Below are 25,562 nucleotides of genomic sequence, written 5' to 3'. Positions count from 1 at the left end.
AGCGCGGCGCAATTGGCAAGCCACTGGCCGATTTCCGGGCTTGCTTGCATCGTTGTTAATAGCAATGTCACCTTGAACCGGCTAAAGGGCGGGTATGACTGCACCCGCGCACTTTTTTCCGATCAAGATTCTTCCCACCGACATCGACTTCATGGGCCACGTGAACAACGCGCGCTATCTGGGCTGGGTCCAGGATGCGGTGCTGTCGCACTGGCACAAGCTGGCCCCGGCCGACGCCGTGGCGGAGCGCGCGTGGGTCGCGCTCAAGCACGAGATTACCTATCGCAAGCCCGCGTTCCTCGATGACGAAGTGATCGCGCAAGTCGTGCTGGAAAGCATCCACGGCGCGCGCGCGTTTTACCAGACCATCGTCAAGCGGGGCGAGGACGTGCTGGCCGAGATCAAGTCCAGCTGGTGCTGCATCGATACCGTCACCCTGCGCCCGGCCCGCATCGGCGCGGACGTAGCCGCGTTCTTCTTCCCGCGCACGCCGGCGGCCGAGGGCTGAACCGATGGGCTTTCTGGCTGCCAGCGCCATCGTGATCGCCACCGTGCTGGCAATGGAGTGGGTCGCCTGGGCCAGCCACAAGTACATCATGCATGGCTGGGGCTGGGGCTGGCATCGCGACCACCACGAACCGCACGACAACTTCCTCGAAAAGAACGACCAGTACGCGCTGGTCGGTGCGGCGATGAGCATTTCGATGTTCGCGATCGGCAGCCCGATGATCCGGGGCGATGCCGCGTGGGCCCCGGGCACCTGGATCGGGCTTGGCATCCTGTTCTACGGCATCATCTATACGCTGGTGCATGACGGGCTGGTCCATCAACGCTGGTTCCGCTGGGTGCCCAAGCGCGGCTACGCCAAGCGGCTGGTGCAGGCGCACAAGCTGCACCACGCGACCATCGGCAAGGAAGGCGGGGTCAGCTTCGGCTTTGTCTTCGCGCGCGATCCGGCCGTGCTGAAGCAGGAACTGAAAGCCCAGCGTGCGGCGGGTATCGCCGTGCTGCGCGAGGCGGTGGAAGACTGATTATTTACTCTGCGCGGGTCCAGATCCACGGGCCGACCGTGACCAGCACCGCCACCGAAATCAGCACCCACGGCCAGCCCACGGTGAACCACGTAAACCCGACGCCCGCCGTCATCGCCAGCACGGCGGACACCTTGGCGCGGCGCGGAATGGCGCGGCGGTCGCGCCACTGGCGCATGGCTGGGCCGTATTGCGGGTGGTCGTAAAGCCGCTGCGCCCATTCCGGCTTGCCCCGCGCAAAGCAGAATGCGGCGAGCAGCAGGAACGGCACGGTCGGGATGATCGGCAGGAACGCACCGACCACGCCCAGCCCCAGCGCGGAGAGGCCCGCGCCCAGCCACAGCGGTTTAGCCAGCGGCATAATGCCTACTTCGTCATTGCGAGCGGAGCGAAGCAATCCAGAGCGTCGCGCAATGCGCTCTGGATTGCTTCGCTCCGCTCGCAATGACGAGTCTGGATGGGCACGGGCATGCTAACCAGCGGCATAACGGGCCGCCGTCTCGCGGATCAGCGCGATCATGTTCGGCACGCCCTGGGTGCGGTTGGAGGACAGCTGGTTTTTCAGGTCGAACGGCGCGAGCAGGGCGGCGATATCGGTGTCGGCAACAGTCGCGGCGGGCTGGTCCTGCACGGCGGAGACGACCAGCGCGACGATCCCCTTGGTGATCGCCGCATTGCTGTCGGCCAGGAAGTGCAGCGTCCCGTCATCGCGGCGCATCGGATAGACCCAGACGCTGGCCGAACAGCCGCGCACCAGCGTGGCGTCGGTCTTGAGCGGATCGGGCATGGCTTCCAGCTCGCGCCCCAGCTCGATCAGCAGGCGATAGCGTTCGTCCCCGTCGAGGAACTCGTATTCTTCCAGAATGTCGGTCAGGCTGCGCATGGCGGGATCAGAAGGCCTCACAGGCGATGAACTTGCGCTTCACCGGATCGCGGAAGCCCACTTTCAGCTCGGTTGAATAGAGCAGCTGAAAGCCGTCTGGCGTTTCGCCGATGGTCACCAGTTCATCCGGGTTATCGGTGTTGGTCGGTGTCAGCAGGCCCCACTCGCGCAGGTACAGCATGATCTGGCCGGGCAGGATGCCGCGCTTGGCTTCCTTGGAATGGGGGAAGATCACCCGGTCGCCGTCCACGCATCTGGTGGAGGTATCCTTGGCGTCCTTTTGCAGGCGCCAGGCCACTCCGATGGCGTCCACTTCGTCGCGCTTGGCCGGGGCTTCCAGCTGGAGCGCGGCGCGTTCGATTTCGGCCAGCCGGGCGCGGGCCATGGCTTCCTGCCCCTTGAGTCCGGCAGGCACTTCCGGGCAGTCGCTCGCCGCCGGGCGGCGTTCGCGGCACATCAGGATCATCACCGCGACCGCTTCCTGCTGCAGCGCCTGGCGCCGCTGGTCCATCGCCGCCTTGCTGTTGGACTTCACCAGGCTATCGGTCAGCCCGGTCATCAGGGCCTGGTGGGTGACCTCGGCATAGCCGCCCGTTTTGGCGATGCCCTGCGTCCAGCCGGCGGTCGAGGCGGCTTCGGAATAGGTGTTGAGGCGGGTCAGCCAGTCCCACGTGGTCACCATCGTTGCGCCGACCATTTCGCCGTGGAACGGCCCGGTGCAGCCGACGGGGGCGACCTTGGTCGGGGCAACGTTGATCGTGGGATCGCCCAGCTTGGCGAGCTTGCGTTGCAGCGAGATTTCGCGGCGCTGGATCACATCGACCGTGGTGGTGGTGAAGCCGCAGCCGGTGGCCTGTGCATCATAGCTGGCCCACTGCTTTTCGGCGGCGATCAGCGCCTTGGTCTGCGGGGATTGCGCCGGCGGAGCCTTGGCCGGTTCGGCGTGCGAAGGAGCGGCGATCAGGGCAGGAGCAGCGATCAGGGCAAGCGCAGGCAGCAGGGCAAATCGACGCATGGTGGGCAAGCTACTTTCGCGAATGGGAAAACCCGCTTTTCCTTGCCCCGCCACGCTTGTCAACGCTGCGGGGGGACGGTCAAAGGTCCACCCCGGCGGCGATGGCCTCCAGCTTGCGGATGCGTTCCTTCAGGTCGGCGATCTCGATCCGGGCCATGCCGGAGCCGGATTCAGGCTCGCCGCGGTGCGCGTCGAGTTCGCGCAGCTTCAGCGTCAGCCAGCCCTGCCAGCCTTTCAGCATGGCTGCCGCGACGATGCCGATCGCGGCCAGGGTGGCAAGGGAAACGACGAGGTATTCGCTGATCATGGCGGTTACTCCCCGTGGGTGGGCCTACTTGTCGCGCAGGCTTTCGATTTCGGCGGCGATGGAGCGCGACTGGCGATCATCGGTGGCGATGCGTTCCAGCACGTGCAGGCGGTCTTTCAGCTCGGCCAGCTCGCGTTCCAGTTCCAGTTCGCGGGGTGAGGTCCCGGGCGCGTCGATCGCGCCCTTCCCGGTGCCCTGGTAGCGATATTTGGTCATTACGATGTTGGCGACGGCGATGATCGCTGCGACCAGCACGACGGCATTCCAGAAATTCATGGTTCCCTCCCCAGGTACAAGCAGCGTGCGGATCAGTTGCGCGGCAGCTCGCGCAGCGCCTCGATCTGGTGGGTCAGGCTGTAGCCGCTGTCGGTGACGATCCGCTCGACATTGCCCAGCCGGTCCTTGATCGAGCCCAGTTCGGCGCGCAGCTGGGCGTTTTCCTGGCTCAGCAGCTTGATCCGCTCCAGTTCCTCGGAACTGGTCTTGGGATAGATCGCCTTGCCCCACGAGCTTTCCAGCGGATAGCCGTGCTTGACCCGCAGCCAGGTGGTAACGACCCAGCCGACCACGCCGACAACGGCAAAGATCGACGCGGCGGGGGCGAGGGCTTGCATCACTTCAGGGCTCACGGGCGGTTCTCCAGTTCAGGGGCGTCGCGCAGTGCTTCGATCTGGGCGGCGACGGCAATGCTCTTGTCGGTGGCGATGCGTTCCAGCACTTTCACGCGGTCGGCAAAGTGGGCGAGTTGTTCGCGCAAGTCCGCGTTTTCGGCCCTCAGCGCGCGGGTGTTGTCGGTTTCGGCCTGGACGGTCTTGCCGCCCCATTCGTCTTCCAGCGCATACCCGTGGCGGGCGCGGATCCAGTTGTTGATCAGCCACCCCCCGGTCGAGATCGCGACCAGCGCGATCACGAATTCCGGACTGCCCCAGTTCACGGCCGCACCTCTGGCTCACGCGCGTCCAGCAGCGCCTCGACCTTGCGCGCATCGCGCAGGGCCTCGATCTGGCTGGCGACGTCATAGCCCTTGTCGGTAACGATCCGTTCCAGCACCCGCACGCGCTCTTCCAGGTCGGAATTGCTGGCGGCATACAGCGCGGCCTTTTCCGCGGTGGCGCGGGCGTTCAGCTCGGCCACCTTGGACTGGTGCTTGGTCCAGACGATGAAGGCGACCATCAGGAACGGTGCCAGCGGGACCAGGATTGCAAGTTCACCCATCGGTTTTCCCCCTCAGGCCGCGCTCAGCGCAGCCGCTCGATTTCTTCAGACAGGCGCGGGTTGGCGCTGACGTAATAGTGTTCGACGTCGGCCAGGCGGCGGTCGATGTCGCGGAAGCTGGCGCGCACGTCGCGGGCGGTGCGGGCCGGCGACTGGCGCACGCGCTGCCAGAACTTCTGTTCCTGGCTATCGACGTAGAGGTGCGGCGGCTTCTTGTTCGCCAGGAACCCGGCGAGGAAGTAGAACGGGATGATCCCGCCGCCGGTCATGAAGACCAGGCCGATCGCGGCCAGCCGCACCCAGATCGCGTTGATCCCGGTATAGTCGGCGATGCCGGAGCAGATCCCCATGAACTTGGCGTTCTGCTTGTCGCGGTAAAAGCTGGTGCGCGGGCTGTTCATCTTACTTCCCCCCCTTGCGTGCAATCATGCGGTCGAGTTCCCGCAGCGGCTGGTTGTCGATCTCGCGGTCGTGGACCAGCCGGGCCGGGCGGAATTCCGGGTTGTCGGCAGCGACCAGGCGCTCGACCGTGTCCATCCGTTCATCCAGGCGGCGGGCCAGCTGGTAGAGTTCCTCCAGCATCGCCTCGTCATCGACGGTCAGCGTCGCGGCGGTCTTCCACTTGGTGACATAGTGCAGGATGAGCCACGGCAGGCCGATGAACAGCGATCCGAACAGGACGATTTCTTCCATGGCTTCAGCCCTCCTTGGTGGTGTTGGCGCCGCCAGAGAGGGCGCGCTTCATGGCTTCGAGTTCCTCGTCGATCTTGTCCTGCCCGGCGAGCGCGGAGATCTGGTCGGCCAGGCTGGGCTGGCCGGTGCCGTCCGCCAGGCTCAGCGCATCGGCGCGGCCTTCGGCGTAATCGACGCGGCGTTCCAGCTGGTCGAACCGGGCCATCGCCTCGTCCACCCGCTCGCTGGCCAGCAGCGTGCGCAGCTTGACGCGGTTCTCGGCGCTTTCCAGGCGGGCGGCGATCGCGGTCTGGCGGCTGCGGGCTTCGCGCAGGCGGGTCTGGAGCTTTTCGATGTCCAGTTCGTAGGCGCGCAGGGCATCGTCCAGCACGGCAATTTCAGCCTTCAGCTGGTCGGCCATGTCGGCGGCCTTCTTCTTTTCGACCAGCGCCGCGCGGGCCAGGTCTTCGCGGTCCTTGCTCAGCGCCAGCTGGGCCTTTTCCGCCCAGTCGGCCTGCAGGCGGTCCAGCTTCACGGTGTGGCGGTGCATTTCCTTCTGGTCGGCGATGGTGCGGGCCGCGCTGGCGCGCACTTCGACCAGGGTTTCCTCCATCTCCAGGATGATCATGCGGATCATCTTCGACGGGTCGTCCGCCTTGTCGAGCAACTCGTTGAAGTTGGCGGCGATGATGTCACGGGTGCGGCTGAAAATGCCCATCAAGGGTACTCCGATACTGGAAAGCGAAGAAGCGGCGGGGGTGGGCGACTTGCGCAGGCGTTCCACTTCGTCATCGAAGCGCGAGGCCTTGCGCGCGGAGCCGGTGCTCCCGCTGGAGAGGGTTTGGGCCGGAACGTCGCTGTGGCGGGGGGACTGGGTGCCGCCAGCGGGGGGCTCGTCGCGTTCCGGCCCAAGGGGGTTGAAGGGATCGTTGACCATGATCGTGCCGATCAGGCCTGCTGCGCCGCAGCGACCGGCTGCGTCGAGGGCTGTGCATACTGGGCAACCACCGGGGCCGCATCCAGCTGGTTGGCCAGCACGACGACGTTCATCGCCAGCATCGCGGTGATCGACAGCATGATCGCCTTGTCGAGCTTGGAAGCGGCGGAGAGAGGCTTGGTGAACATGGCGTTCCTCGTGGTAAAGCGTTTGGTCATCCCTTCGCAAAGGGTGTGCCAAATTGCGGTCGGGCCGATTTTGCGGGTTTTTGCGGATTAATCGACGAACGACATATTGGCGCCTGTTCCCAATGTTGGGAATTTTCACTATATGTTGGGAATGGATCGTGACGTTCAGTTCATCGGCCAGTCCACGGCCTTTCTCGACGCGGTCGAACGCGCCAGCCGCGCCGCGCCGATGCGCCGCCCGGTGCTGGTGATCGGTGAGCGCGGGACCGGCAAGGAACTGATCGCCGAGCGCCTCCATCGCCTGTCGCCGCGCTGGGGCGAGCCGCTGGTCACGCTGAACTGCGCGGCACTGCCGGAAACGCTGATCGAGGCGGAGCTGTTCGGTCATGAGCAAGGGGCCTTTACCGGCGCTACCAGAGCGCGGGCCGGGCGGTTCGAGGAAGCCGACAAAGGCACGTTGTTCCTCGACGAACTGGCCACGCTGTCGATGGGCGCGCAGGAACGCCTGCTGCGCGCGGTCGAATATGGCGAAGTCACGCGGATCGGTTCTTCCCGCCCGATCCGGGTGGATGTGCGGATCGTCGCCGCCACCAACGAGGACCTGCCGCGCATGGCCGATCAGGGCCGGTTCCGCGCCGATCTGCTCGACCGGCTGAGTTTCGAGGTCATCACCCTGCCGCCGCTGCGCGTGCGGGAGGGCGACATTCACGTGCTGGCCGAATACTTCGGCCGCCGCATGGCGACCGAGCTGGACTGGGAGCGGTGGCCCGGCTTTTCCGACCATGCCCTGCGCGCACTGGAGGAATACCAGTGGCCGGGCAACGTGCGCGAATTGCGCAACGTGGTGGAGCGTGCGGTCTATCGCTGGGGCGATCCCGAAACCCCGATCGCCCACATCCAGTTCAACCCGTTCGAAAGCCCGTGGAAGCCGGAGCCGATGGCGCAGGCGCTTAACGCCGTGCGCAGCGAGGATCACCCGGTGTTCCAGCCCGCCCCGGCCGGCACCCCCACGCTGCCGCCGCTCGATTCGATCGACGATCTGCGCGCGGCGGTGGACGCGCACGAAAAGGCGATCCTGGAACAGGCGCTGGGCCGCAACCGCTATAACCAGCGGCAGACCGCGAAAGCGCTGAGCCTCAGCTATGACCAGTTGCGCCATGCGATGAAGAAGCATGGCCTGCTGGAGCGGGGATAAGCGGCGCAGACTCTGCTTGCGTTTCGCGGGAAATGGGCCTAACGGACTGCTCATCCCGACATTGTGAACCAAGGTCAGGGCTGGCGCCGAAAGGGGCCGGCGCAGACGGGCATTTCGCTTTTCGGGCAAAACGGAGTTGGCATGGCGGATATCGCGCGGATTATCGAGGTTGTTGAGCCGGAGGCGAAAGCGCTCGGCTTCGATCTCGTGCGCGTGCGCTATTACAAGGGTGGAGAGATCGGCCCGATTTCCGACCATGACGACGAGCATACGCTCCAGATCATGGCCGAGCGTCCCGAAACCGGCCAGTTGGTGATCGAGGACTGCGCCGAATTGTCGCGCCGCGTCTCCGATGCGCTGGACGCGCTGGAAGAAGCGGGCGAAGTGCTGATCGCGGATGCCTACCGCCTCGAAGTCAGCTCGCCTGGGATCGACCGGCCGCTGACCCGCCCCAAGGACTATGCCAACTGGGCTGGTCACGAGGCTCGCATCAATCTGACCGTTCCGGTCGAAGGGAATCGCAAGTCGCTCCAGGGCGAACTCGTGGGCCTGGAAGGCGATGTGGTGACGCTGGAGGACAAGAAGTCCGGCCGCGTTTCCTTCCCGCTGTCCGATATTCATTCCGCCAAGCTGGTCCTGACCGACCGGCTGATTGCTGCCACGCGCCCGCTGGATTCCAGTGGCGCGGACGAATTGCTTGAAGAACAGGAAGACTGATTATGGCCAGTCCGATTTCTGCCAACCGCGCCGAACTGCTTGCGATCGCGACCTCCGTCGCGACCGAGAAGATGATCGACAAGTCGATCGTGATCGAGGCGATGGAAGAAGCGATCCAGAAGTCCGCGCGCAACCGATACGGCGCGGAAAACGACATTCGCGCCAAGCTGGACCCGCGCACCGGCGACCTGCGCCTGTGGCGCGTCGTCGAAGTGGTCGAGGAAGTCGAGGACTACTTCAAGCAGGTGGACCTCAAGGCCGCGCAGAAGCTCGATCCGAACGCGAAGCTGGGCGACTTCATCGTCGATCCGCTGCCGCCGGTCGATCTGGGCCGCATCGACGCGCAGTCGGCCAAGCAGGTGATCTTCCAGAAGGTCCGCGATGCCGAGCGTGATCGCCAGTATGACGAATTCAAGGACCGTGCCGGCGAAGTCGTCACCGGCGTGATCAAGTCGGTCGAATTCGGCCACGTGATCGTGAACCTGGGTCGCGCCGAAGGCGTGATCCGCCGCGATCAGCAGATCCCGCGCGAAGTCGCCCGCGTCGGCGAACGCGTCCGCGCGCTGATCCTGAAGGTGGAGCGCCAGAACCGCGGTCCGCAGATCTTCCTCAGCCGGGCGCACCCGGAATTCATGAAGAAGCTGTTCGCGCAGGAAGTGCCCGAAATCTACGACAACATCATCGAGATCAAGGCCGCCGCCCGCGATCCGGGCAGCCGCGCCAAGATCGGCGTGATCAGCCGCGATTCGAGCATCGACCCGGTCGGCGCCTGCGTCGGCATGAAGGGCAGCCGCGTGCAGGCCGTCGTGCAGGAACTGCAGGGCGAAAAGATCGACATCATCCCGTGGAGCGAAGACACCGCGACGTTCGTCGTCAACGCGCTCCAGCCGGCCACTGTCAGCCGCGTGGTGATCGACGAGGAAGAAAGCCGCATCGAAGTGGTTGTCCCCGATGACCAGCTTTCGCTGGCGATCGGCCGCCGCGGCCAGAACGTGCGTCTGGCCAGCCAGCTGACCGGTTCGCAGATCGACATCATGACCGAGGCGGAAGCTTCGGAAAAGCGCCAGAAGGAATTCGCCGAGCGCTCCAAGATGTTCGAGGAAGAACTGGACGTCGACGAAACCCTCTCGCAGCTGCTGGTGGCCGAAGGCTTCAGCGAGCTGGAAGAAGTGGCCTACATCGATGTGAACGAGTTGGCCGCGATCGAAGGCTTCGACGAGGAACTGGCCGAGGAGCTGCAAAGCCGCGCCACCGAAGCGCTGGAACGCCGCGAGGAAGCCAGCCGCGAGGAACGCCGCGCGCTGGGCGTCGAGGATGCGCTGGCCGAAATCCCGCACCTGACCGAAGCGATGCTGGTCACGCTGGGCAAGGCCGGGATCAAGACGCTGGACGATCTGGCCGACCTCGCCACCGACGAACTCATTGCCAAGAAGCGCACCGAACAGCGCCGCCGCGACAACTCGCTCAAGTCCGCCACCGCGCCGCGCCGCAGCGACCGTGTCGAGGACAAGGGCGGCGTGCTCGGCGAATATGGCTTGAACGAAGAGCAGGGCAACGAGATCATCATGGCCGCGCGCGCCCACTGGTTCGAGGATGAACCGGCTACCGAGGAGGCCGCCGATGCGGATTCCTCACAATGACGCGCTAGGTTCCGACAGCCTGGAAGCGCCCGAGCGGCGCTGCATCCTCACCGGGAGCCACGGCTCGCGGGATGAGCTGATCCGGCTTGCCATTTCGCCCGATGGCGATGTGCTGCCCGATGCGCTGGCGCGTGCGCCGGGGCGGGGGGCGTGGATCGGCGTGTCGCGCGGGGAGCTGGAAACCGCACTGGCCAAGGGCAAGCTGAAAGGCGCGCTGGCGCGAGCCTACAAGGGTGCCGCGCTGACCATTCCGGCCGATTTGCCGCAGCGGATTGAAGCGGCGCTGACCCGCGCCTTCACCGACCGGCTGGGGCTGGAAATGAAAAGCGGCAAGCTGCTGGTCGGGTCCGACCGGATCGCGGAGAATGCCCGGATGGGCAAGGTCCGCTGGCTGGCGCACGCCGCCGATGCCGGGCAGGACGGTTCGCGCAAGCTGGACCAGGCCTGGCGCGTGGGCGAGGACGAGGAAGGATCCGGCAAGCAGGGCATCACCTTGCCACTGGACCGGGCAACGCTGTCTGTGGCATTGGGCCGCGACAACGTCGTCCACATGGCGCTGACCGACCGGTCGGCGGCGGAACGGCTGGCCATCCCGCTACAGCGCTTGCTGCGCTATCTGGGGCATGGCGCGGCGACCGGACAGAATGAAGGCGATAGCCCGGCGGATTCCGCCGCGCCTGTTGCCGTGACGACGAATTGAGACGTGAAGGGCCTATTTGAGCATGACCGACAGCAACGATAAACCGACTCTGGGCCGCAAGCCGCTTGGGCTGAAGCGCTCGGTCGAAGCGGGCGAGGTCAAGCAGACCTTCAGCCACGGCCGCACCAACAAGGTGGTGGTCGAGGTGAAGCGCCGCAAGCTGATCGGCAAGCCGGGTGAAGCCCCGCTGGCCGCTCCGGCCGCGCCCGAACCGGCTCCGCCGCCGCCGCCAGCCCCCGTCGCCGCCGCGCCCAAGCCCGCGCCGCGCCCGGTCGCGTCGGACGAGACCCCGCAGGAGCGCGTCGCCCGCCTGCAGCGCGAGGCCGAGGAAGCCCGTCTGGCCCTGCTGGAAGAGCAGACCCGCCGCGAGATGGAAGCCCGCCAGCGCGCTCAGGAAGAAGAGCGCCGCCGCGCCGAGGAAAAGCGCCAGGCCGAAGCTGCCGCGGCTGCCGCCGCCGCCGCGCCTGCGCGTGCGCCGGAACCGGAAGCTCCGGTAGCCGCCGCGCCCGCGCCGGCCGCCGAAGCGGCTGCTCCGGCCGCGGAAACTGCCGCCGCGCCCGCCGCTGCCGAGGCAGAGGCCAAGCCGGCTGCCGCAGCCGCCCCCGCGCCGCGCCGCTTCACCCCGGTTGCGCCGGTCAAGCGCCCCGAGCCGGTGGTCAAGAAGCCCGCGAACAACCCGCGCGACAAGGCTGGCGACAACCGCCGCCAGGCCGGCAAGCTGACCGTGACCAAGGCGCTGAACGAGGACGAGGGCGCCCGCGCCCGCAGCCTCGCGGCGCTGAAGCGCGCCCGCGAGAAGGAGCGCCGCGCGCACTTTGGCGGCCAGCAGCAGCAGCGTGAAAAGCAGGTCCGCGACGTGGTCGTGCCCGAAGCGATCACCGTGCAGGAACTGGCAAACCGCATGGCCGAAAAGGGCGCGGACCTGGTCAAGGCGCTGTTCAAGATGGGCATGATGGTCACCGTCAACCAGACGATCGACCAGGATACCGCCGAACTGCTCGTCACCGAATTCGGCCACAACATCCAGCGCGTGTCCGAAGCGGACGTCGATATCGACACCGCTGCCGACGTTGACGCGGAAGACACCCTCAAGCCGCGTCCGCCGGTCGTGACGATCATGGGCCATGTCGACCACGGCAAGACCAGCCTGCTCGACGCGCTGCGCGGCACCGACGTGGTGCGCGGCGAAGCGGGCGGGATCACGCAGCACATCGGCGCGTACCAGATCAAGACCAAGGGCGGTGACCTGATCACCTTCCTCGATACGCCGGGCCACGAAGCGTTCACCGAAATGCGCATGCGCGGGGCGAACGTCACCGACATAGTCATTCTGGTGGTTGCCGCCGATGACGGGATCATGCCGCAGACGATCGAGGCGATCAATCACACCAAGGCCGCCGGCGTGCCGATGATCGTGGCGATCACCAAGTCGGACAAGCACGAGGCGAACCCGCAGAAGATCCGCGAGCGCCTGCTGGAGCACGAAGTGATCGTCGAGCAGATGTCGGGCGATGTGCAGGACGTCGAGGTTTCGGCCAAGACCGGCGCCGGTCTGGACGAGCTGATCGAGAAGATCCTGCTCCAGGCCGAACTGATGGAGCTGAAGGCCAACCCCGACCGCGCCGCCGAAGCGACCGTGATCGAGGCGAAGCTCGACAAGGGCAAGGGTCCGCTGGCGACCGTGCTGATCACGCGCGGCACGCTGAAGGTGGGCGACATCCTGGTTGTCGGCACCCATTCCGGCCGCGTCCGCGCGATGCTGGATGACAAGGGTCGCCAGATCAAGGCCGCGCCGCCCTCGCTTCCGGTCGAAGTGCTGGGGATCGGCGGCGTGCCGATGGCCGGCGATACGCTGACCGTGGTCGAGAGCGAGGCCCGCGCCCGCGAAGTCGCCGCTTTCCGCCAGGAACGCGCGACCGCCAAGCGCACCACCACCGCGCCGACCAGCCTGGAAAACATGTTCTCCGCGCTGTCGGCCAAGCAGACGGTCATCGAATACCCGGTGGTCGTGAAGGCCGACGTGCAGGGTTCGACCGAAGCCATCGTCAACGCGCTGAACCGCCTGTCGAACGACGAGATCAAGGTCCGCATCCTGCAGTCTGGCGTTGGCGCGATCACCGAAAGCGACGTGAGCCTGGCGCAGGCATCGGGCGCGCCGATCATCGGCTTCAACGTCCGCCCGAACGCCAAGGCGCGCGAGCTGATCGAACGCCAGAAGGTGCGGCTGAAGTACTTCGACGTGATCTATCACCTGACCGAGGACGTCGCCAAGGAAATGGCCGGCCAGTGGGGCCCGGAAATCATCGAACACGTCGTCGGCCGCGCCGAGGTCAAGGAAGTGTTCCCCGCGGGCAAGAAGGACAAGGCAGCCGGTCTGCTGGTGCTGGAAGGCTATATCAAGAAGGGCATCTTCGCGCGCCTTACCCGCAACGACGTTATCGTTTCGAAGACGGTCATCGCTTCGCTGCGGCGCTTCAAGGACGACGTGGCCGAAGTCCGTGCCGGTCTGGAATGCGGCGTCGTGTTGCAGGATACCAACGACATCAAGCCGGGCGACATGCTCGAAGTGTTTGAGGTCGAGGAACGCGAACGCACCCTGTGAGTGGCATCGACACCTATCAGGGAGCGCATGTCGCGCTGATCGGGGCGGAGTTCGTGGACTTCGACCCGGTCACCGAGACGATCACGATGCGCTTCCACGCGCCCGACAGCTTCATCACGCCGCGCGGCGGGGTGCAGGGCGGGCTGGTTGCCGGGTTTCTGGACGAGGCGATGGGCTGGGCCCATGTCCACGCCACGAAAGGCGAGGAAGCCCCGCTCAACCTGGAAATCAGCATGACGCTGCTCAGCCTGATCCCGCCCGGCCCGCTGCTGGGCAAGGGCCGGGTGGTGCGGCGCGGACGGCGCGTGATCTTCCTGGAGGCGGAACTGTTCAGCCTCGACGGCAAGCCGCTGGCGCGTGCAACCTCCACCGCGATTCCCACGCCCAAGCCGTCCGCATGACCATGCGGGCACGGCGCTGACATGGCCCGCTATGTCGCCCTGTTCGGCAGCATCAACGTCGGCGGCAACCGCCTGACGATGGCGGAGCTGCGCGCCGCGTTCGAGGCGGAAGGGTTGAGCAACGTCGAAACCGTGGTCGCCAGCGGTAACGTGCTGTTCGATCACGAAGACCGCCCGACGCGCGGCCTTGAGGAAAAGCTGGAGCTGATGATGCGCCAGCGCTTTGGCATGCGCAGCCTGGCCGCCGTGCGCAGCCGTGACGAACTGGCCGCGGCGATTGCCGACAACCCCTTTGCCGCCGATGGCGAGCCGAACCTCGTCCACACCCTGTTCCTCGACCGCGATCCCGATCCGGACCAGTTCGCGGTGCTGGTGGCGGATCACGCCGGGCGCGGGCCGGAACGGTTGGCGATGGGACCGCGCGCGCTCTATATCGATTATGCGGGCGGGGCGGGGACCAGCCGCCTCACGCTGCCGTTCATCGAGCGGCGGATGCAATGCCGGGGCACCGCGCGCAATGTGCGCTCGCTGGCCCGGATCGTCGCCAAGCTTGATGCAAGCGGGCAGGATAGAGAGTAGAGAGCGGCCATGGCCAAGCCCAATGCAACCCCCGAAACCCGCTCGGTCCGCCTGCTCAAGGTGGGCGAACAGGTACGCCACGTGATCAGCGAACTGCTGACCCGCCAGATGGTCCACGACGAAGTGCTTACCGCGCACGCGATCAGCGTGACCGAAGTGCGCATGTCGCCCGATTTGCGCCACGCCACCGTGTTCGTGAAACCGCTGCTGGGCAGCGACGAGGACGTCGTGCTCAAGGCGCTGCGCACCAACACGGCCTATTTCCAGAAGGAAGTCGCCGGCAAGCTGCGCCTGAAATACGCCGCGAAGATCAAGTTCCTGCCGGACGAGAGCTTTGACGAGGCCAGCCGGATCGAGGCGCTGCTGGCCAGCCCGCAAGTCCGCCGCGACGTGGCAGGCGAGGCGGACGCCGAATAAGCGCCCGTTTAGCCCGGCACCATCCGCGCGTTGATGGTGATCGTCACTTTCCGGCCCACCACCACGCTATAGGCCGTCATGCCGAAATCGTGGCGATTGATAGTGGTCTGCGCGCTCAGCTGGATCGGTTCCTTGCCGGTGGCGCTGACGGGCGGCTGGGCGAACGTGACGGCCAGCGTGGCGGGGCGCGTTACGCCGCGCGCGGTGATCTCCCCTTCGACCCGCGCGGTGGTCTGCCCGGTCATGGTCATGCGCGTGCCGGCGAAGCGGATCGTGGGATAGCGCTCCACATCGAAGAAGTCCTTGCCGCGCAGCCGCTCCAGCGTGACCTTGTCCCCGGCGGTCAGGGCGCGGGCATCCAGCGTGACGTCAAGGTCGATCGCGTCGAGCCGGTCCGGGGTCAGGTGGATGCCGCCGCTCATCCGGGGAAAGCGGGCGGACTTGCTGGCCAGGCCCAGGAACGCGACCTTGGCGTCAACCGAACTGCGCGGCGCATCGATCTGGTAGCGATAGGTCGGCGTTGCCGCGCCGGTTAGCAGGATCAGCGCGGCAGCCAGCAGTCCGGCGCGCAGCGGGCGGGGCAGGCTCATGGTGCGGCGGGCACCGGGGCAAACACGCTGGCGCCGGGGCCAAGCGGCAGGTCCAGCATGACCCACGCGCCAACCAGCACCATGCCCGACAGCAGCAGCCCGATCGAGAACGGCAGCATCGTCGCGGCCAGGCTGCCAAGGCCGAAATCCTTTTGCCAGCGCTGGCAGAAGATCAGGATCAGCGGGAAATAGACCATCAGCGGGGTGATGATGTTGGTCGCCCCGTCGCCCACGCGATAGGCGGCGGTGGTCATTTCCGGGGTGATCCCCAGCAGCATCAGCATCGGCACCAGCACCGGGGCGAGCAGCGCCCACTTGGCGCTGGCCGAGCCGACGAACAGGTTGAGCAGCGCGGTGAACACCACGATCAGCATCAGCAGCGCCCAGGCGGGCAGCCCCGATGCCTTGAGCAGGTCGGCGCCCTGCACGGCCAGGATCAGCCCCAGGTTCGACCACGCGAACATCGCCACGAAGTGCGCGGCGGTGAACGCGAGGACCAGGTAATAGGCCATGTCGGCCATCGATTCGCTCATCATCTTTACGAGGCCGCGATGGTCGCTGACCGTGCCGGCGGCCTTGCCGTAGGCCCAGCCCGCCAGCAGGAACAGCAGGAAGAAGCCGCCCACCAGGCTCTGGTAGAGCGGGGTCAGGCGGGCTTCGGCGCTGGCCTCCTCGTCGATTAGCGGCGTGCCGGGGCCGAAGGTGAACAGCAGCCACAGGCCGACCACGAACAGCGTCGCCAGCCCGGCGCGGCGCAGGCCCTTGCGCTCGGCGCCGGTGAGTTCATCCGAAACCTGCTCGTTCGCGCCCGCCGATCCGGCGCGGGCCGGGTCCCACGGGCCCAGGCGCGGCTCGATCACCCGGTCGGTGACATACCAGATGACCGGCAGGAAGATCACCAGCATCGCGGCAATGAAGTACCAGTTGCCGGCGATGTTGGCGGTAAAGTCGGCAAACACGGTTTCGACTGCCGCCTCGGTGATCCCGAACAGCAGCGCATCCAGCTGCCCCGGCAGCAGGTTGGCCGAAAATCCGCCCGAAACCCCGGCGAAGGCCGCCGCGATCCCCGCGATGGGGTGGCGGCCCGCGGCGTGAAAGATGATGCCCGCCAGCGGGATCAGCACGACATAGGCCGCATCCGCCGCCAGATTGCCCATCATCGCCACGAAGGCGACGATCGGCGTCAGCAGGACTGTCGGCGCGCCGCTCACCCCGGCACGCATCGCGGTGCCGAACAGCCCGGACCGCTCCGCCACGCCCGCGCCCAGCATCACCACCAGCACGTATCCCAGCGGGTGAAAGTGGGTGAAGGTCTTGGGCATGTCGACCCACAGCGTGCGGATGTTGTCGGCGGACAGCAGGCTGGTGGCGGCGATGACCTTGGCCTGCCCGGTCGCCTCGTCGATCTCGGTCGGGTGCAGGGCGGACCAGCCCGCCGCCGCCGCGATCATCGACAGGACCACCAACCCGGCGATCAGCCCCAGGAACAGGAACACCGGATCGGGCAGCCGGTTGCCCGTCCGTTCGATCCACGCCAGCACGCCGGTTTGCCCGGTTGCGCTGTTCTGCTGTGCGGCCAATTCGCTCATCGTCTGATCTTTCCCCATGTCCCGCTGTTTCGCGAGTTGTTCTTTGACTGCCATCACAGGTAGATGCTTGTCCACCATGGCTAAGCTTTACTTCTATTACGCCAGCATGAACGCCGGCAAATCGACCACCTTGCTGCAGGCGGATTTCAATTACCGTGAGCGGGGCATGCACACGATGCTGTGGACTGCCGACATCGACAATCGCGGCGGGGACCGGGCGATCGAAAGCCGGATCGGGCTGCACGCCGATGCCCACCGCTTTGATGGCGGAACCGACCTGTGGGGCCGGATTACGGCTGCGCACCGGGTGGAGCCGCTGGCCTGCGTGCTGGTGGACGAGGCGCAGTTCCTGACCGAGGGACAGGTCTGGCAACTGGCGCGGGTGGCGGACGAGGCGGGCATTCCGGTGCTGTGCTATGGCCTGCGGACCGATTTCCAGGGTGAATTGTTCCCCGGCGCCAAGGTCCTGCTGGGCATCGCGGATTCGCTGGTCGAGCTGAAAGCCGTCTGCCACTGCGGCCGCAAGTCGACGATGAACCTGCGGGTCGATGCCAGCGGCGCGGCGGTGAAGCAGGGCGCGCAGACCGAGATTGGCGGGAATGATCGCTACGTGGCGCTGTGCCGCAAGCATTTTACCGAGGCGCTGGGACGATGACGGATACCATTTACCAGGCCGCCGCGCTGATTATCCCGCTGGTGCTGGCAATCGTGTTCCACGAAGTCGCGCATGGGTGGACCGCGCGGGCGCTGGGCGATCCGACCGCGGCGGAACTGAACAGGCTCAGCCTCAACCCGCTGCGCCATGTCGACCCGATGGGCACGATCATCGTGCCGGGGATGCTCAAGCTGGCGGGCCTGCCGGTGTTCGGCTGGGCCAAGCCGGTGCCGGTGGTGCCGCAGCGGCTGCGCAATCCGCGCGTCGGCATGATGCTGGTGGCGGTGGCGGGGCCGGGGATGAACCTGCTGATGGCGCTGGCGGGCGCGGTCGCGCTGGGCCTGCTGGTCGCGCCCTACCGCGATGCGGAGCCGACCGGGGTGACGGCGTTCCTGATGCTCAACCTGGTCAATTTCCTGGCGATCAACGTGTTCCTGGCGCTGTTCAACCTGCTGCCGATCCCGCCGTTTGACGGTTCGCACGTGGTCGAAGGGCTGCTCCCGCGCCGGGCGGCGGCGGCCTATGCGGCGACGCGGCCCTATGCCTTTTTCCTGATGATCGCCTTGCTGGTGGTACTGCCCACCATCGCCCCGGAACTGGACGTGGTGCGCCGCTTCCTGCTGCCGCCGGTGAACTGGGCGATGGACCAGTATCTGGCGGTGGTGAAGGTGGTGGCGGGTGCCTGATCCGGCGCGCGTCAACGGCTGGATCATCCTCGACAAGCCGCTGGAGCTGGGCTCGACCCAGGCCGTCGGCGCGGTGAAGCGCAATTTGCGTTCGGCGGGGCTGGGCAAGGTCAAGGTCGGCCACGGCGGCACGCTCGACCCGCTGGCGACCGGGGTGCTGCCGATCGCGCTGGGCGAGGCGACCAAGCTGTGCGGGCGGATGCTGGATGCCAGCAAGGAATACGCCTTCACGATTGCCTTCGGGACCGAGACAGACACGCTGGACCTGGAAGGCAAGGTGATTGCGGAAAGTGCGGTCAGGCCAACCCGTGCGGAGCTGGAGGCGGTGCTGCCGCGCTTTACCGGGCCGATCGAGCAGGTGCCGCCCGCCTATTCCGCGCTGATGATCGACGGCCAGCGCGCCTATGACCTGGCGCGCAAGGGCGAGGCGGTAGCGTTGAAAAGCCGCAGCGTCACGATCCATGCGCTGCGGCTGGAGGGGGCGGAGGCCGGCCATGCCACGCTGGTCGCCCATGTCTCCAAGGGCACCTACATCCGCAGCCTTGCGCGGGACATTGCGCGCGCGCTTGGCACGGTGGGCCATGTCACCATGCTGCGGCGGCTGCGGGCCGGGCCGTTCGGGCTGGACCGGGCGATTTCGCTGGACAATCTCAACGAAGTCGGTAAGGGCGCACCCCTTGAGAACGTACTCTTGCCGCTGGAGGCAGGGCTGGTCGACATCCCGGCTCTCAACCTCGACCCGGAACAGGCAAGGGCGGTCCGACAGGGCCGGGTTCTGACCGGGTTGCCCCAAGGCGATGGGCTCTACTGGGCGCGGCTGGAGGATACTCCGGTTGCTCTGGTCGAGCTTTCCGGCGGAAACGTCCGGGTCGTCAGGGGTTTCAATCTTCCGGATGTCGCGGAGTAAAGAATATGTCGATCTCGGCAGACAAGAAGCAGGAAGTCATCGCCAGCAACGCCCGCGCCGCGGGTGACACGGGTTCGCCGGAAGTTCAGGTTGCCATCCTGACCAGCCGCATCCAGACGCTGACCGAGCACTTCAAGGCTCACCACAAGGACAACCATTCGCGTCGCGGCCTGCTGATGATGGTGAACAAGCGGCGCTCGCTGCTGGATTACCTCAAGCGCAAGGACGTTGACCGTTACAACGCACTGATCGCAAAGCTCGGTCTGCGCAAGTAACCAAGCGGAGCGGCCCTACGGGGCCGCTTTTGCTTTAAGGCCCGGCCGCAATCCGGCGGCAGGCCTTTGGGGGCCGAAAGCGCCCCATATCCGGACCGGGACGGATTTTTACCCCGGCAGCAAAACCCGCACGCAATAGGGCCTGCGGGCTGAAGGAAACGAAATGTTCGACGTCAAAACCGTATCCATGGAGTGGGGCGGAAAGACCCTCACGCTGGAAACCGGCCGCATTGCCCGTCAGGCTGACGGCGCGGTCCTCGCCACGTATGGCGAAACTGTCGTGCTGTGCGCTGTCACGGCCGCCAAGTCGGTGAAGGAAGGGCAGGACTTCTTCCCGCTCACCGTGCACTATCAGGAAAAGTTCTTCGCCGCCGGGCGCATTCCGGGCGGCTTCTTCAAGCGTGAACGCGGCGCGACGGAAAAGGAAACGCTGGTTTCCCGCCTGATCGACCGTCCGGTCCGCCCGCTGTTCCCCGAAGGTTTCTACAACGAAATCAACGTCATCGCCCAGGTTCTGAGCTATGACGGTGAAGTCGAGCCCGACGTGCTGGCGATGATCGCCGCTTCGGCCGCGCTGACCATTTCGGGCGTGCCGTTCATGGGCCCGATCGGCGCGGTGCGCGTCGGTTACGAAGACGGTGCCTACACGCTGAACCCGCGTCAGGACGCGGCCGCCGCCGGCGCGCTCGACCTGGTCGTGGCTGCCACCGGCAATGCCGTGATGATGGTCGAATCGCAGGCCCGCGAACTGTCGGAAGACGTGATGCTGGGCGCCGTCATGTTCGCGCATGACGAGTGCAAGAAGGTCGTCGACCTGATCATCTCGCTGGCTGAAAAGGCCGCGAAGGATCCGTGGGACGTGGCCGTTTCGGACAACACCGCGATCAAGGACCAGCTGAAGAAGCTGATCGGCGACGACATCGCCGCCGCTTACAAGCTGACCGACAAGTCGGCCCGTTCGAACGCGCTCAACGCGGCGCGCGACAAGGCCAAGGCCGCCTTTGCCGATCAGGATGCGCAGACCCAGATGGTCGCCATCAAGACCGTCAAGAAGGTCGAGGCGGACATCGTGCGCGGCGCGATCCTGAAGGACGGCACCCGCATCGACGGGCGTTCGACCACCCAGATCCGTCCGATTGAATCGATGGTCGGCTTCCTGCCGCGCACCCACGGTTCGGCGCTGTTCACCCGCGGTGAAACGCAGGCGATCTGCACCACCACGCTGGGCACCAAGGATGCGGAACAGATGATCGACGGGCTGGAAGGCCTGTCGTATTCGAACTTCATGCTGCACTATAACTTCCCGCCCTATTCGGTTGGTGAAGTTGGCCGTTTTGGCGCTCCCAGCCGTCGCGACACCGGTCACGGCAAGCTGGCCTGGCGCGCGCTGCAGGCGGTGCTGCCCAGCAAGGAAGAGTTCCCCTACACGATCCGCGTTGTCTCGGACATCACCGAGTCCAACGGTTCGTCGTCGATGGCCACCGTCTGCGGCGGCGCGCTGTCGATGATGGATGCGGGCGTGCCGCTGACGCGTCCGGTGTCGGGCATCGCCATGGGCCTGATCCTGGAAGGTGACGAATTCACCGTGCTGTCCGACATCCTGGGTGACGAAGATCACCTGGGCGACATGGACTTCAAGGTGGCCGGTACGTCCGAAGGCATCACCACGATGCAGATGGACATTAAGGTGGCCGGCATCACGAAGGAAATCTTCGCCGCCGCGCTCAACCAGGCCAAGGAAGGCCGCGCGCACATCCTGGGCGAAATGACCAAGGCGCTGGGTTCGGCCCGCACCGAGCTGTCGGCCCATGCTCCGCGCATCGAAACGCTGCAGATCGACAAGTCGAAGATCCGCGACGTGATCGGCACCGGCGGCAAGGTGATCCGCGAGATCGTCGCCACCACCGGTGCGAAGGTCGACATCGACGACGAAGGCCTGATCAAGATCAGCTCGTCCGACCTGTCGCAGATCGAAGCCGCGAAGAACTGGATCCTGGGCATCGTCGAGGAACCGGAAGTCGGCAAGATCTATGACGGCAAGGTCGTCACCATCGTCGACTTCGGTGCTTTCGTGAACTTCATGGGCGGCAAGGACGGTCTGGTCCACGTCTCCGAAATGAAGAACGAGCGCGTCGAAAAGCCGACCGATGTCGTGTCCGAAGGCCAGGCCGTGAAGGTCAAGGTCCTCGAAATCGATCCGCGCGGCAAGGTTCGCCTGTCGATGCGCGTCGTCGATCAGGAAACCGGTGCAGAGCTGGAAGACACCCGTCCGGCCCGAGAACCGCGCGAACCGCGCGGTGATCGTGGCGACCGCGGCGACCGTCGTCCGCGCCGTGATGGCGACCGTGGCGGTCGCGGCGGGGACCGTGGTCCGCGCCGTGACGGCGATCGTGCTCCGCGCCGTGACCGTGAAGAAGGCGGCAATCCGGATCACATTCCGGCGTTCCTCAAGTCTGACGACTGAGAACCACGCTAAACGGTTGAAAAACGGGAAGGGGGTCGCGCTGCGGCCCCCTTTTCGCTTGCACATTCCCCCCTCGCTCTGGAATCTGTCGCCAGTTCGCGCGCGTCTGGTTCCGGAGTGATTTGAATGAAGCGGAATGTCATGTGGTCGGCCGTCGGGGCGGGCCTGCTGGCGGCGTCGGGTGTGGCCTGGGCCTGTGCGGACAGCAGCTGTTCGCCCAGCTGGAAGCTGGGTTCGACCGATCTGGACTGCGCCAGCAACGCAATCCTCTCTCCCGGCAATGACAGCCGCGTCAACCTGCTGTTCCTGCTGCGCGGCAAGGCCGGGCTGGGCGTCAATCCGGCCAGCTATCCGGCGCTGGAGTATCAATCTTCGGGCTATGGCCGCAATTTCGTTGACTGGCAGTTGCTGAACGAGGGGCTGTTCCCCCGGCCGCCCCGCGCCGAGGATGACTATGGCCCGGACTTCGCCGGATCGCGCTGCGTCAGCCTGAACACCGGGACGCCCGCGTTCCTGGCGGCGCTGAACGCCAACGCGGCGCTCTCCGCCAGCGAGCGTGCCGGGCTGACCGAGGCCCGCCAGCGGCTGGAGCAGACCTGCCGGGGCAGCGACGAGGCCGACAAGACCGTGTGGCCCGCCGGCCTGACCAGCCCGGTGGCGAAAGCGTTCCTGACCTATCTTCAGGCGTCCGAAGCGTTCTATGATGAGCGTTGGGACGCGGCGCGCCAAGGCTATGCCACGCTGGCGCAGGCGCCTGATCCGTGGCTGCGCGAAACCGGCGTCTACATGCTCGCCCGCGTCGCGCTCAACGCCGCGCAGGCCAAGGCGTTTGACGAATATGGCTGGTATGAGGGGCTGAAGACAATCGACCAGGCGGCGGTCAAGCAGGCCCATGCCGATCTGGCCGCCTATCTGAAGGCCTGGCCGAACGGGCGCTATGCCGCCTCGGCCATTGGCCTGCAGCGCCGCGCGCTGTGGCTGGCGGGCGATACCGGCGCGCTGGCGGCGGAATATGCGCGGCTGCTGGGCGCGGTCCCTGCCGGAAGCGAGCAGGCCGCCCGGCTGGTCGAGGAAATCGACAACAAGCTGCTGTTCGCGGGAGACCGCCCTGCCGCCGCGAGCGGTCCGCTGCTGCTGGCCGCGCTCGATCTGGTCCAGATGCGCGAGACCCATACTTATGATGACGAAGGTGAGGCGCAGGTCGGCAAGCCCGCGCTGACCGAGGCTGCCCTCGCCGCGCAGGCCCCCGCCTTTGCCGGCGAGCCGGAGCTGTATGGCTTCGTTCAGGCCAGCCACGCGTTCTATGTCCAGAAGGACTATCGCAAGGTGCTGGCGCTGATCCCGGACGATGCACGGCGCAGCGAGTATTCCCCGGTCGCGTTCAGCCGCCAGGTGCTGCGCGGGATGGCGCTGGCGGCGCTGGGCGACCGCAACGAGGGCGGCTTCTGGCGCGAGCTGCTGGGCGGCGCGAAGGCGCTGTGGCAGCGCCCGACGGTCGAACTGGGGCTGGCCCTGCACATGGAGCGCCGCGGCCAGGTCGCACAGGTCTTTGCCAAGGATTCGCCGGTGCAGGACACCACGATCCGCAAGATCCTGCTGACCCATTCCGCCGGTCCGGCCGTGCTGCGCGGCGTGGCGCAGGACGGTGCCCGTCCGCAGGCAGAGCGTGACGCGGCGCTGTTCACGCTGCTCTACAAGCAGCTGACGCGCGGCGATTATGCCGGGTTCATCGGCAACCGCGCGCTGGTTCCGGCGGGGGCCAACACGGATGCCGCGCTGTGGAACTTTACCGAGCAGGAGACGATTCCCGTGGGCCTGTTCGCCACGGGGCGGTGGTCGGACGGCTATCCGTGCCAGTCGATCACCGTCACCGCGCAGAAGTTGGCGCAAAACCCGCAGGACACCGCCGCGCGGCTGTGCCTGGGCGATTTCCTGCGGCTCAACGGGTTCGATGGCTGGAACGAGCTGGACGACAGCCCGGACAAGGACGAGCTGGGCGGCCACGCGCGCGATTTCGCGGGCCAGCCGCTGACGCGCGAATCGATCTACGCCGGGATCATCGCCAACCGCGCCGCCCCCGCGAACGACCGCGCCTATGCGCTCTACCGGATGGTCTATTGCTATGCCCCGTCTGGCTATAACGGCTGCGGCGGCAAGGATGTCGAGGTCGACCAGCGCAAGGCGTGGTTCAACCAGCTGAAGCGCGAATATCCGGCCAGCCCCTGGGCCAGGAAGCTGCGGTTCTATTGGTAAGCGTGCGCCGGAGCATTGCCCTGCTGGCGGCGCTGGCGCTGCTGGCCGGGTGCTGGGAACGGTCCGGCGGCAGCGACCAACGCGTCGATCCGGCGGATTACACGTCGTTCTTTCTGTGGGCCGAGGTGAAGCCCCCTCCGGAACTGAGCCGCGCGACCGAGCTCTATATCCTCGGCGGCGAGGTGAAGGCGGAGGACCCCGACACTTACGTGCCGATGCGCGCAGGCGTGCCGCGGCTGGCGGACAAGCGGGTCTGGCTGGTGGTCCGCGCGGCGCGGCTGGACTGGGGCGAGGGCGTCCACCGCGCGGTGCTGACCGATCTGGCGCGCTGGGAACGCGCGGGCAATGGCGTGGCGGGCCTACAAGTGGATTTCGACGCCGCGACGCGGGGGCTGGATGGCTATGCCGATTTCCTCGCCCGCCTGCGCCAGCGCCTGCCGCAGCGTTACCAGCTATCCGTCACCGGGCTGATGGACTGGAGCGCGCATGGCGATCCCGCCGCGCTCGCCCGGCTGGCGGGGATTGTCGATGAAGTGGTGGTGCAATCCTATCAGGGGCGCAGCACGATCCCCGGTTATGCCGATTATCTGAGCCGGCTGGCGCGGGTGCCGATCCCGCACAAGGTGGCGCTGGTGCAGGGCGGCGAATGGCAGGAACCGGCGGCGCTGCGCAGCGATCCGGGCTTTCGCGGCTACGTGGTGTTCCTCGTCAATCCGGAGCACTAGCCAGACTTCCTCCCATTTGTTAGCAATGCATACAAATAACCAAGGGGCGAGGAACTGGATGCACATCACCGATTTCACCGGCCGCACGGCCTTCATCACTGGCGGGGCCAGCGGGATCGGCCTGGGGATCGCCAGAGTGCTGGCCGAACGCGGCGCGCGGGTGGTGATCGCGGACTTGCGGGCGGACCATATCGACACCGCGCTGGCCAGCTTTGCGGGGGGAGCGCGGTCGAACGCGGTGACGGCGCTGCAGCTGGATGTTACCAGCCGCGAGGCCTATGCCGACGCCGCCGCGCGGATGCAGGCGGAGTTTGGCGGGATCGACATCCTGGTCAACAACGCGGGCGTCGGGCTGGAAGGGCCGGTGCTGAAAGCGACCTACGCGGACTATGACTTCGGCTTTGGCGTCAATGTCGGCGGGGTCATCAACGGGTTCGTCACGTTCCTGCCGCAGATGATCGCGCATGGCCGGGGCGGGCACATCGTCTCGACCGCCAGCCTGGCCGCCGAAGTGGTGATGCCGCCCCACCTGGCGATCTACGCCGCGAGCAAGGCGGCCGTGTGCCACTATTGCGAGGCGGTGAAGCCCGAACTTGCCGAGCACGGCATCGGCGTGTCGATCCTGCTGCCGGGGCCGATCAAGTCCAACATCCACCAGGCCAGCCAGAACCGCCCCGAACACTTGCGCAGCGGCAGCGGCTTCGTGGAGAGCGAGGCGCAGCTAGCCCGGCGCCAGGTCGGCGCGGACTGGATGGAGCCGGACGTGGTGGGCAACATGGTGGCCGACGGGATCGTCGCCAACGCGACCTACATCGTCACCCACGGCATCTTCAAGGACTGGCAGCGCGCCCGCGCGGCCGCCGTGCTGGACGCCACCCCCGATGTGGAGAACGCCGCCGTCCGGGGGATCTGACCGGGG

The 25,562-nt window shown here is 66.5% G+C and carries 32 protein-coding genes; 18 read left to right on the top strand and 14 right to left on the bottom strand.

Annotated features, from left to right (window positions below; all coding sequences use genetic code 11):
• Positions 1-94 precede the first annotated feature (94 nt).
• Positions 95-508 (top strand): acyl-CoA thioesterase, encoded by a 414-nt coding sequence (locus IE113_RS04710; RefSeq protein WP_189539267.1) that lies wholly within the window; start codon positions 95-97, stop codon positions 506-508.
• A gap of 4 nt (positions 509-512) precedes the next feature.
• Positions 513-1,031 carry a sterol desaturase family protein gene (locus IE113_RS04705; RefSeq protein ID WP_189539266.1) on the top strand — a complete coding sequence of 173 codons (519 nt, stop codon included), beginning with the start codon at positions 513-515 and terminating at the stop codon, positions 1,029-1,031.
• A gap of 4 nt (positions 1,032-1,035) precedes the next feature.
• On the opposite strand, the gene IE113_RS04700 is transcribed toward IE113_RS04705, so the two are convergent.
• The 12 genes from IE113_RS04700 to IE113_RS04645 all read right to left on the bottom strand — a co-directional run bounded on the left by IE113_RS04700 (position 1,036) and on the right by IE113_RS04645 (position 6,248).
• Entirely contained in the window at positions 1,036-1,392 is a 357-nt protein-coding gene (locus IE113_RS04700) for a YbaN family protein (protein WP_189539265.1), read from the bottom strand.
• 111 nt (positions 1,393-1,503) lie between these two features.
• The gene (locus IE113_RS04695) at positions 1,504-1,914 is read right to left on the bottom strand and encodes a SufE family protein (protein ID WP_189539644.1); all 411 of its coding nucleotides are present in this window, start codon (positions 1,912-1,914) and stop codon (positions 1,504-1,506) included.
• A gap of 7 nt (positions 1,915-1,921) precedes the next feature.
• Complete coding sequence (locus IE113_RS04690) at positions 1,922-2,929, bottom strand: hypothetical protein (protein ID WP_189539264.1); 1,008 nt, start codon at positions 2,927-2,929, stop codon at positions 1,922-1,924.
• 79 nt (positions 2,930-3,008) lie between these two features.
• The gene (locus IE113_RS04685; RefSeq protein WP_189539263.1) at positions 3,009-3,236 is read right to left on the bottom strand and encodes a hypothetical protein; all 228 of its coding nucleotides are present in this window, start codon (positions 3,234-3,236) and stop codon (positions 3,009-3,011) included.
• A gap of 24 nt (positions 3,237-3,260) precedes the next feature.
• Entirely contained in the window at positions 3,261-3,512 is a 252-nt protein-coding gene (locus IE113_RS04680; RefSeq protein ID WP_189539262.1) for a hypothetical protein, read from the bottom strand.
• A gap of 32 nt (positions 3,513-3,544) precedes the next feature.
• Positions 3,545-3,850, bottom strand: a complete 306-nt coding sequence (locus IE113_RS04675; protein ID WP_189539642.1) for a hypothetical protein — start codon at positions 3,848-3,850, stop codon at positions 3,545-3,547.
• An 11-nt stretch (positions 3,851-3,861) separates the two neighbouring features.
• Complete coding sequence (locus tag IE113_RS04670; protein ID WP_189539261.1) at positions 3,862-4,170, bottom strand: hypothetical protein; 309 nt, start codon at positions 4,168-4,170, stop codon at positions 3,862-3,864.
• Positions 4,167-4,451 (bottom strand): hypothetical protein, encoded by a 285-nt coding sequence (locus IE113_RS04665; protein WP_189539260.1) that lies wholly within the window; start codon positions 4,449-4,451, stop codon positions 4,167-4,169. Before IE113_RS04665 ends, IE113_RS04670 begins: the two co-directional genes overlap by 4 nt.
• 23 nt (positions 4,452-4,474) lie before the next feature.
• Positions 4,475-4,852 (bottom strand): envelope stress response membrane protein PspC, encoded by a 378-nt coding sequence (gene pspC, locus IE113_RS04660; protein ID WP_189539259.1) that lies wholly within the window; start codon positions 4,850-4,852, stop codon positions 4,475-4,477.
• Between the two features lies 1 nt (position 4,853).
• Positions 4,854-5,144, bottom strand: a complete 291-nt coding sequence (gene pspB / locus IE113_RS04655; RefSeq protein WP_189539258.1) for an envelope stress response membrane protein PspB — start codon at positions 5,142-5,144, stop codon at positions 4,854-4,856.
• Between the two features lie 4 nt (positions 5,145-5,148).
• Positions 5,149-6,060 (bottom strand): phage shock protein PspA, encoded by a 912-nt coding sequence (gene pspA / locus IE113_RS04650; protein WP_229822142.1) that lies wholly within the window; start codon positions 6,058-6,060, stop codon positions 5,149-5,151.
• An 11-nt stretch (positions 6,061-6,071) separates the two neighbouring features.
• Entirely contained in the window at positions 6,072-6,248 is a 177-nt protein-coding gene (locus tag IE113_RS04645; protein WP_189539257.1) for a hypothetical protein, read from the bottom strand.
• 151 nt (positions 6,249-6,399) lie between these two features.
• On the opposite strand from IE113_RS04645, the gene pspF reads away from it, so the two are divergent.
• The 8 genes from pspF (at position 6,400) to rbfA (ending at position 14,499) form a co-directional block, all read left to right on the top strand.
• The gene (pspF, locus tag IE113_RS04640) at positions 6,400-7,443 is read left to right on the top strand and encodes a phage shock protein operon transcriptional activator (protein WP_189539256.1); all 1,044 of its coding nucleotides are present in this window, start codon (positions 6,400-6,402) and stop codon (positions 7,441-7,443) included.
• 141 nt (positions 7,444-7,584) lie between these two features.
• Entirely contained in the window at positions 7,585-8,160 is a 576-nt protein-coding gene (gene rimP / locus IE113_RS04635) for a ribosome maturation protein RimP (protein WP_189539255.1), read from the top strand.
• Positions 8,161-8,162: 2 nt separating this feature from the next.
• Positions 8,163-9,800, top strand: a complete 1,638-nt coding sequence (nusA, locus tag IE113_RS04630) for a transcription termination factor NusA (RefSeq protein ID WP_189539254.1) — start codon at positions 8,163-8,165, stop codon at positions 9,798-9,800.
• Positions 9,781-10,500 (top strand): DUF448 domain-containing protein, encoded by a 720-nt coding sequence (locus IE113_RS04625; RefSeq protein ID WP_189539253.1) that lies wholly within the window; start codon positions 9,781-9,783, stop codon positions 10,498-10,500. Before nusA ends, IE113_RS04625 begins: the two co-directional genes overlap by 20 nt.
• Before the next feature lie 22 nt (positions 10,501-10,522).
• Positions 10,523-13,102 carry a translation initiation factor IF-2 gene (gene infB / locus IE113_RS04620; RefSeq protein ID WP_189539252.1) on the top strand — a complete coding sequence of 860 codons (2,580 nt, stop codon included), beginning with the start codon at positions 10,523-10,525 and terminating at the stop codon, positions 13,100-13,102.
• Positions 13,099-13,503, top strand: coding sequence for a PaaI family thioesterase (locus tag IE113_RS04615; RefSeq protein WP_229822140.1), 405 nt, complete (start codon positions 13,099-13,101; stop codon positions 13,501-13,503). The genes infB and IE113_RS04615 overlap by 4 nt, the downstream gene beginning before the upstream one ends.
• A gap of 21 nt (positions 13,504-13,524) precedes the next feature.
• On the top strand, positions 13,525-14,082 hold the full coding sequence (locus IE113_RS04610) for a DUF1697 domain-containing protein (protein ID WP_189539251.1): 558 nt from the start codon (positions 13,525-13,527) through the stop codon (positions 14,080-14,082).
• A 9-nt stretch (positions 14,083-14,091) separates the two neighbouring features.
• On the top strand, positions 14,092-14,499 hold the full coding sequence (rbfA, locus tag IE113_RS04605) for a 30S ribosome-binding factor RbfA (protein ID WP_189539250.1): 408 nt from the start codon (positions 14,092-14,094) through the stop codon (positions 14,497-14,499).
• Between the two features lie 8 nt (positions 14,500-14,507).
• Here the strand turns inward: rbfA and IE113_RS04600 are convergent, their stop codons facing one another.
• The gene (locus tag IE113_RS04600; protein WP_189539249.1) at positions 14,508-15,089 is read right to left on the bottom strand and encodes a YceI family protein; all 582 of its coding nucleotides are present in this window, start codon (positions 15,087-15,089) and stop codon (positions 14,508-14,510) included.
• Positions 15,086-16,678, bottom strand: a complete 1,593-nt coding sequence (locus IE113_RS04595; RefSeq protein ID WP_189539248.1) for an AbgT family transporter — start codon at positions 16,676-16,678, stop codon at positions 15,086-15,088. The genes IE113_RS04600 and IE113_RS04595 overlap by 4 nt, the downstream gene beginning before the upstream one ends.
• A 76-nt stretch (positions 16,679-16,754) precedes the next feature.
• On the opposite strand from IE113_RS04595, the gene IE113_RS04590 reads away from it, so the two are divergent.
• From IE113_RS04590 to IE113_RS04555, 8 genes are all read left to right on the top strand, one after another.
• Positions 16,755-17,333, top strand: coding sequence for a thymidine kinase (locus tag IE113_RS04590; protein ID WP_189539247.1), 579 nt, complete (start codon positions 16,755-16,757; stop codon positions 17,331-17,333).
• Complete coding sequence (locus IE113_RS04585; RefSeq protein WP_189539246.1) at positions 17,330-18,019, top strand: site-2 protease family protein; 690 nt, start codon at positions 17,330-17,332, stop codon at positions 18,017-18,019. The genes IE113_RS04590 and IE113_RS04585 overlap by 4 nt, the downstream gene beginning before the upstream one ends.
• The gene (gene truB / locus IE113_RS04580; RefSeq protein WP_189539245.1) at positions 18,012-18,926 is read left to right on the top strand and encodes a tRNA pseudouridine(55) synthase TruB; all 915 of its coding nucleotides are present in this window, start codon (positions 18,012-18,014) and stop codon (positions 18,924-18,926) included. Before IE113_RS04585 ends, truB begins: the two co-directional genes overlap by 8 nt.
• A gap of 5 nt (positions 18,927-18,931) precedes the next feature.
• Positions 18,932-19,201, top strand: coding sequence for a 30S ribosomal protein S15 (gene rpsO / locus IE113_RS04575; RefSeq protein WP_189539244.1), 270 nt, complete (start codon positions 18,932-18,934; stop codon positions 19,199-19,201).
• Between the two features lie 163 nt (positions 19,202-19,364).
• A complete protein-coding gene (gene pnp, locus IE113_RS04570; protein ID WP_189539243.1) occupies positions 19,365-21,665 on the top strand; it encodes a polyribonucleotide nucleotidyltransferase in 2,301 nt (766 codons plus the stop codon).
• A gap of 126 nt (positions 21,666-21,791) precedes the next feature.
• Positions 21,792-23,918 carry a PA5441 family protein gene (locus IE113_RS04565; protein WP_189539242.1) on the top strand — a complete coding sequence of 709 codons (2,127 nt, stop codon included), beginning with the start codon at positions 21,792-21,794 and terminating at the stop codon, positions 23,916-23,918.
• Between the two features lie 2 nt (positions 23,919-23,920).
• Positions 23,921-24,643 (top strand): DUF3142 domain-containing protein, encoded by a 723-nt coding sequence (locus tag IE113_RS04560; RefSeq protein ID WP_229822139.1) that lies wholly within the window; start codon positions 23,921-23,923, stop codon positions 24,641-24,643.
• A gap of 58 nt (positions 24,644-24,701) precedes the next feature.
• On the top strand, positions 24,702-25,556 hold the full coding sequence (locus IE113_RS04555) for an SDR family NAD(P)-dependent oxidoreductase (RefSeq protein ID WP_189539241.1): 855 nt from the start codon (positions 24,702-24,704) through the stop codon (positions 25,554-25,556).
• Positions 25,557-25,562: the final 6 nt, after the last annotated feature.

Source organism: Novosphingobium arvoryzae (assembly GCF_014652615.1).
In the GTDB taxonomy this organism is placed as follows: domain Bacteria; phylum Pseudomonadota; class Alphaproteobacteria; order Sphingomonadales; family Sphingomonadaceae; genus Novosphingobium; species Novosphingobium arvoryzae.
This window is presented reverse-complemented; position numbering and strand designations above follow the sequence as displayed.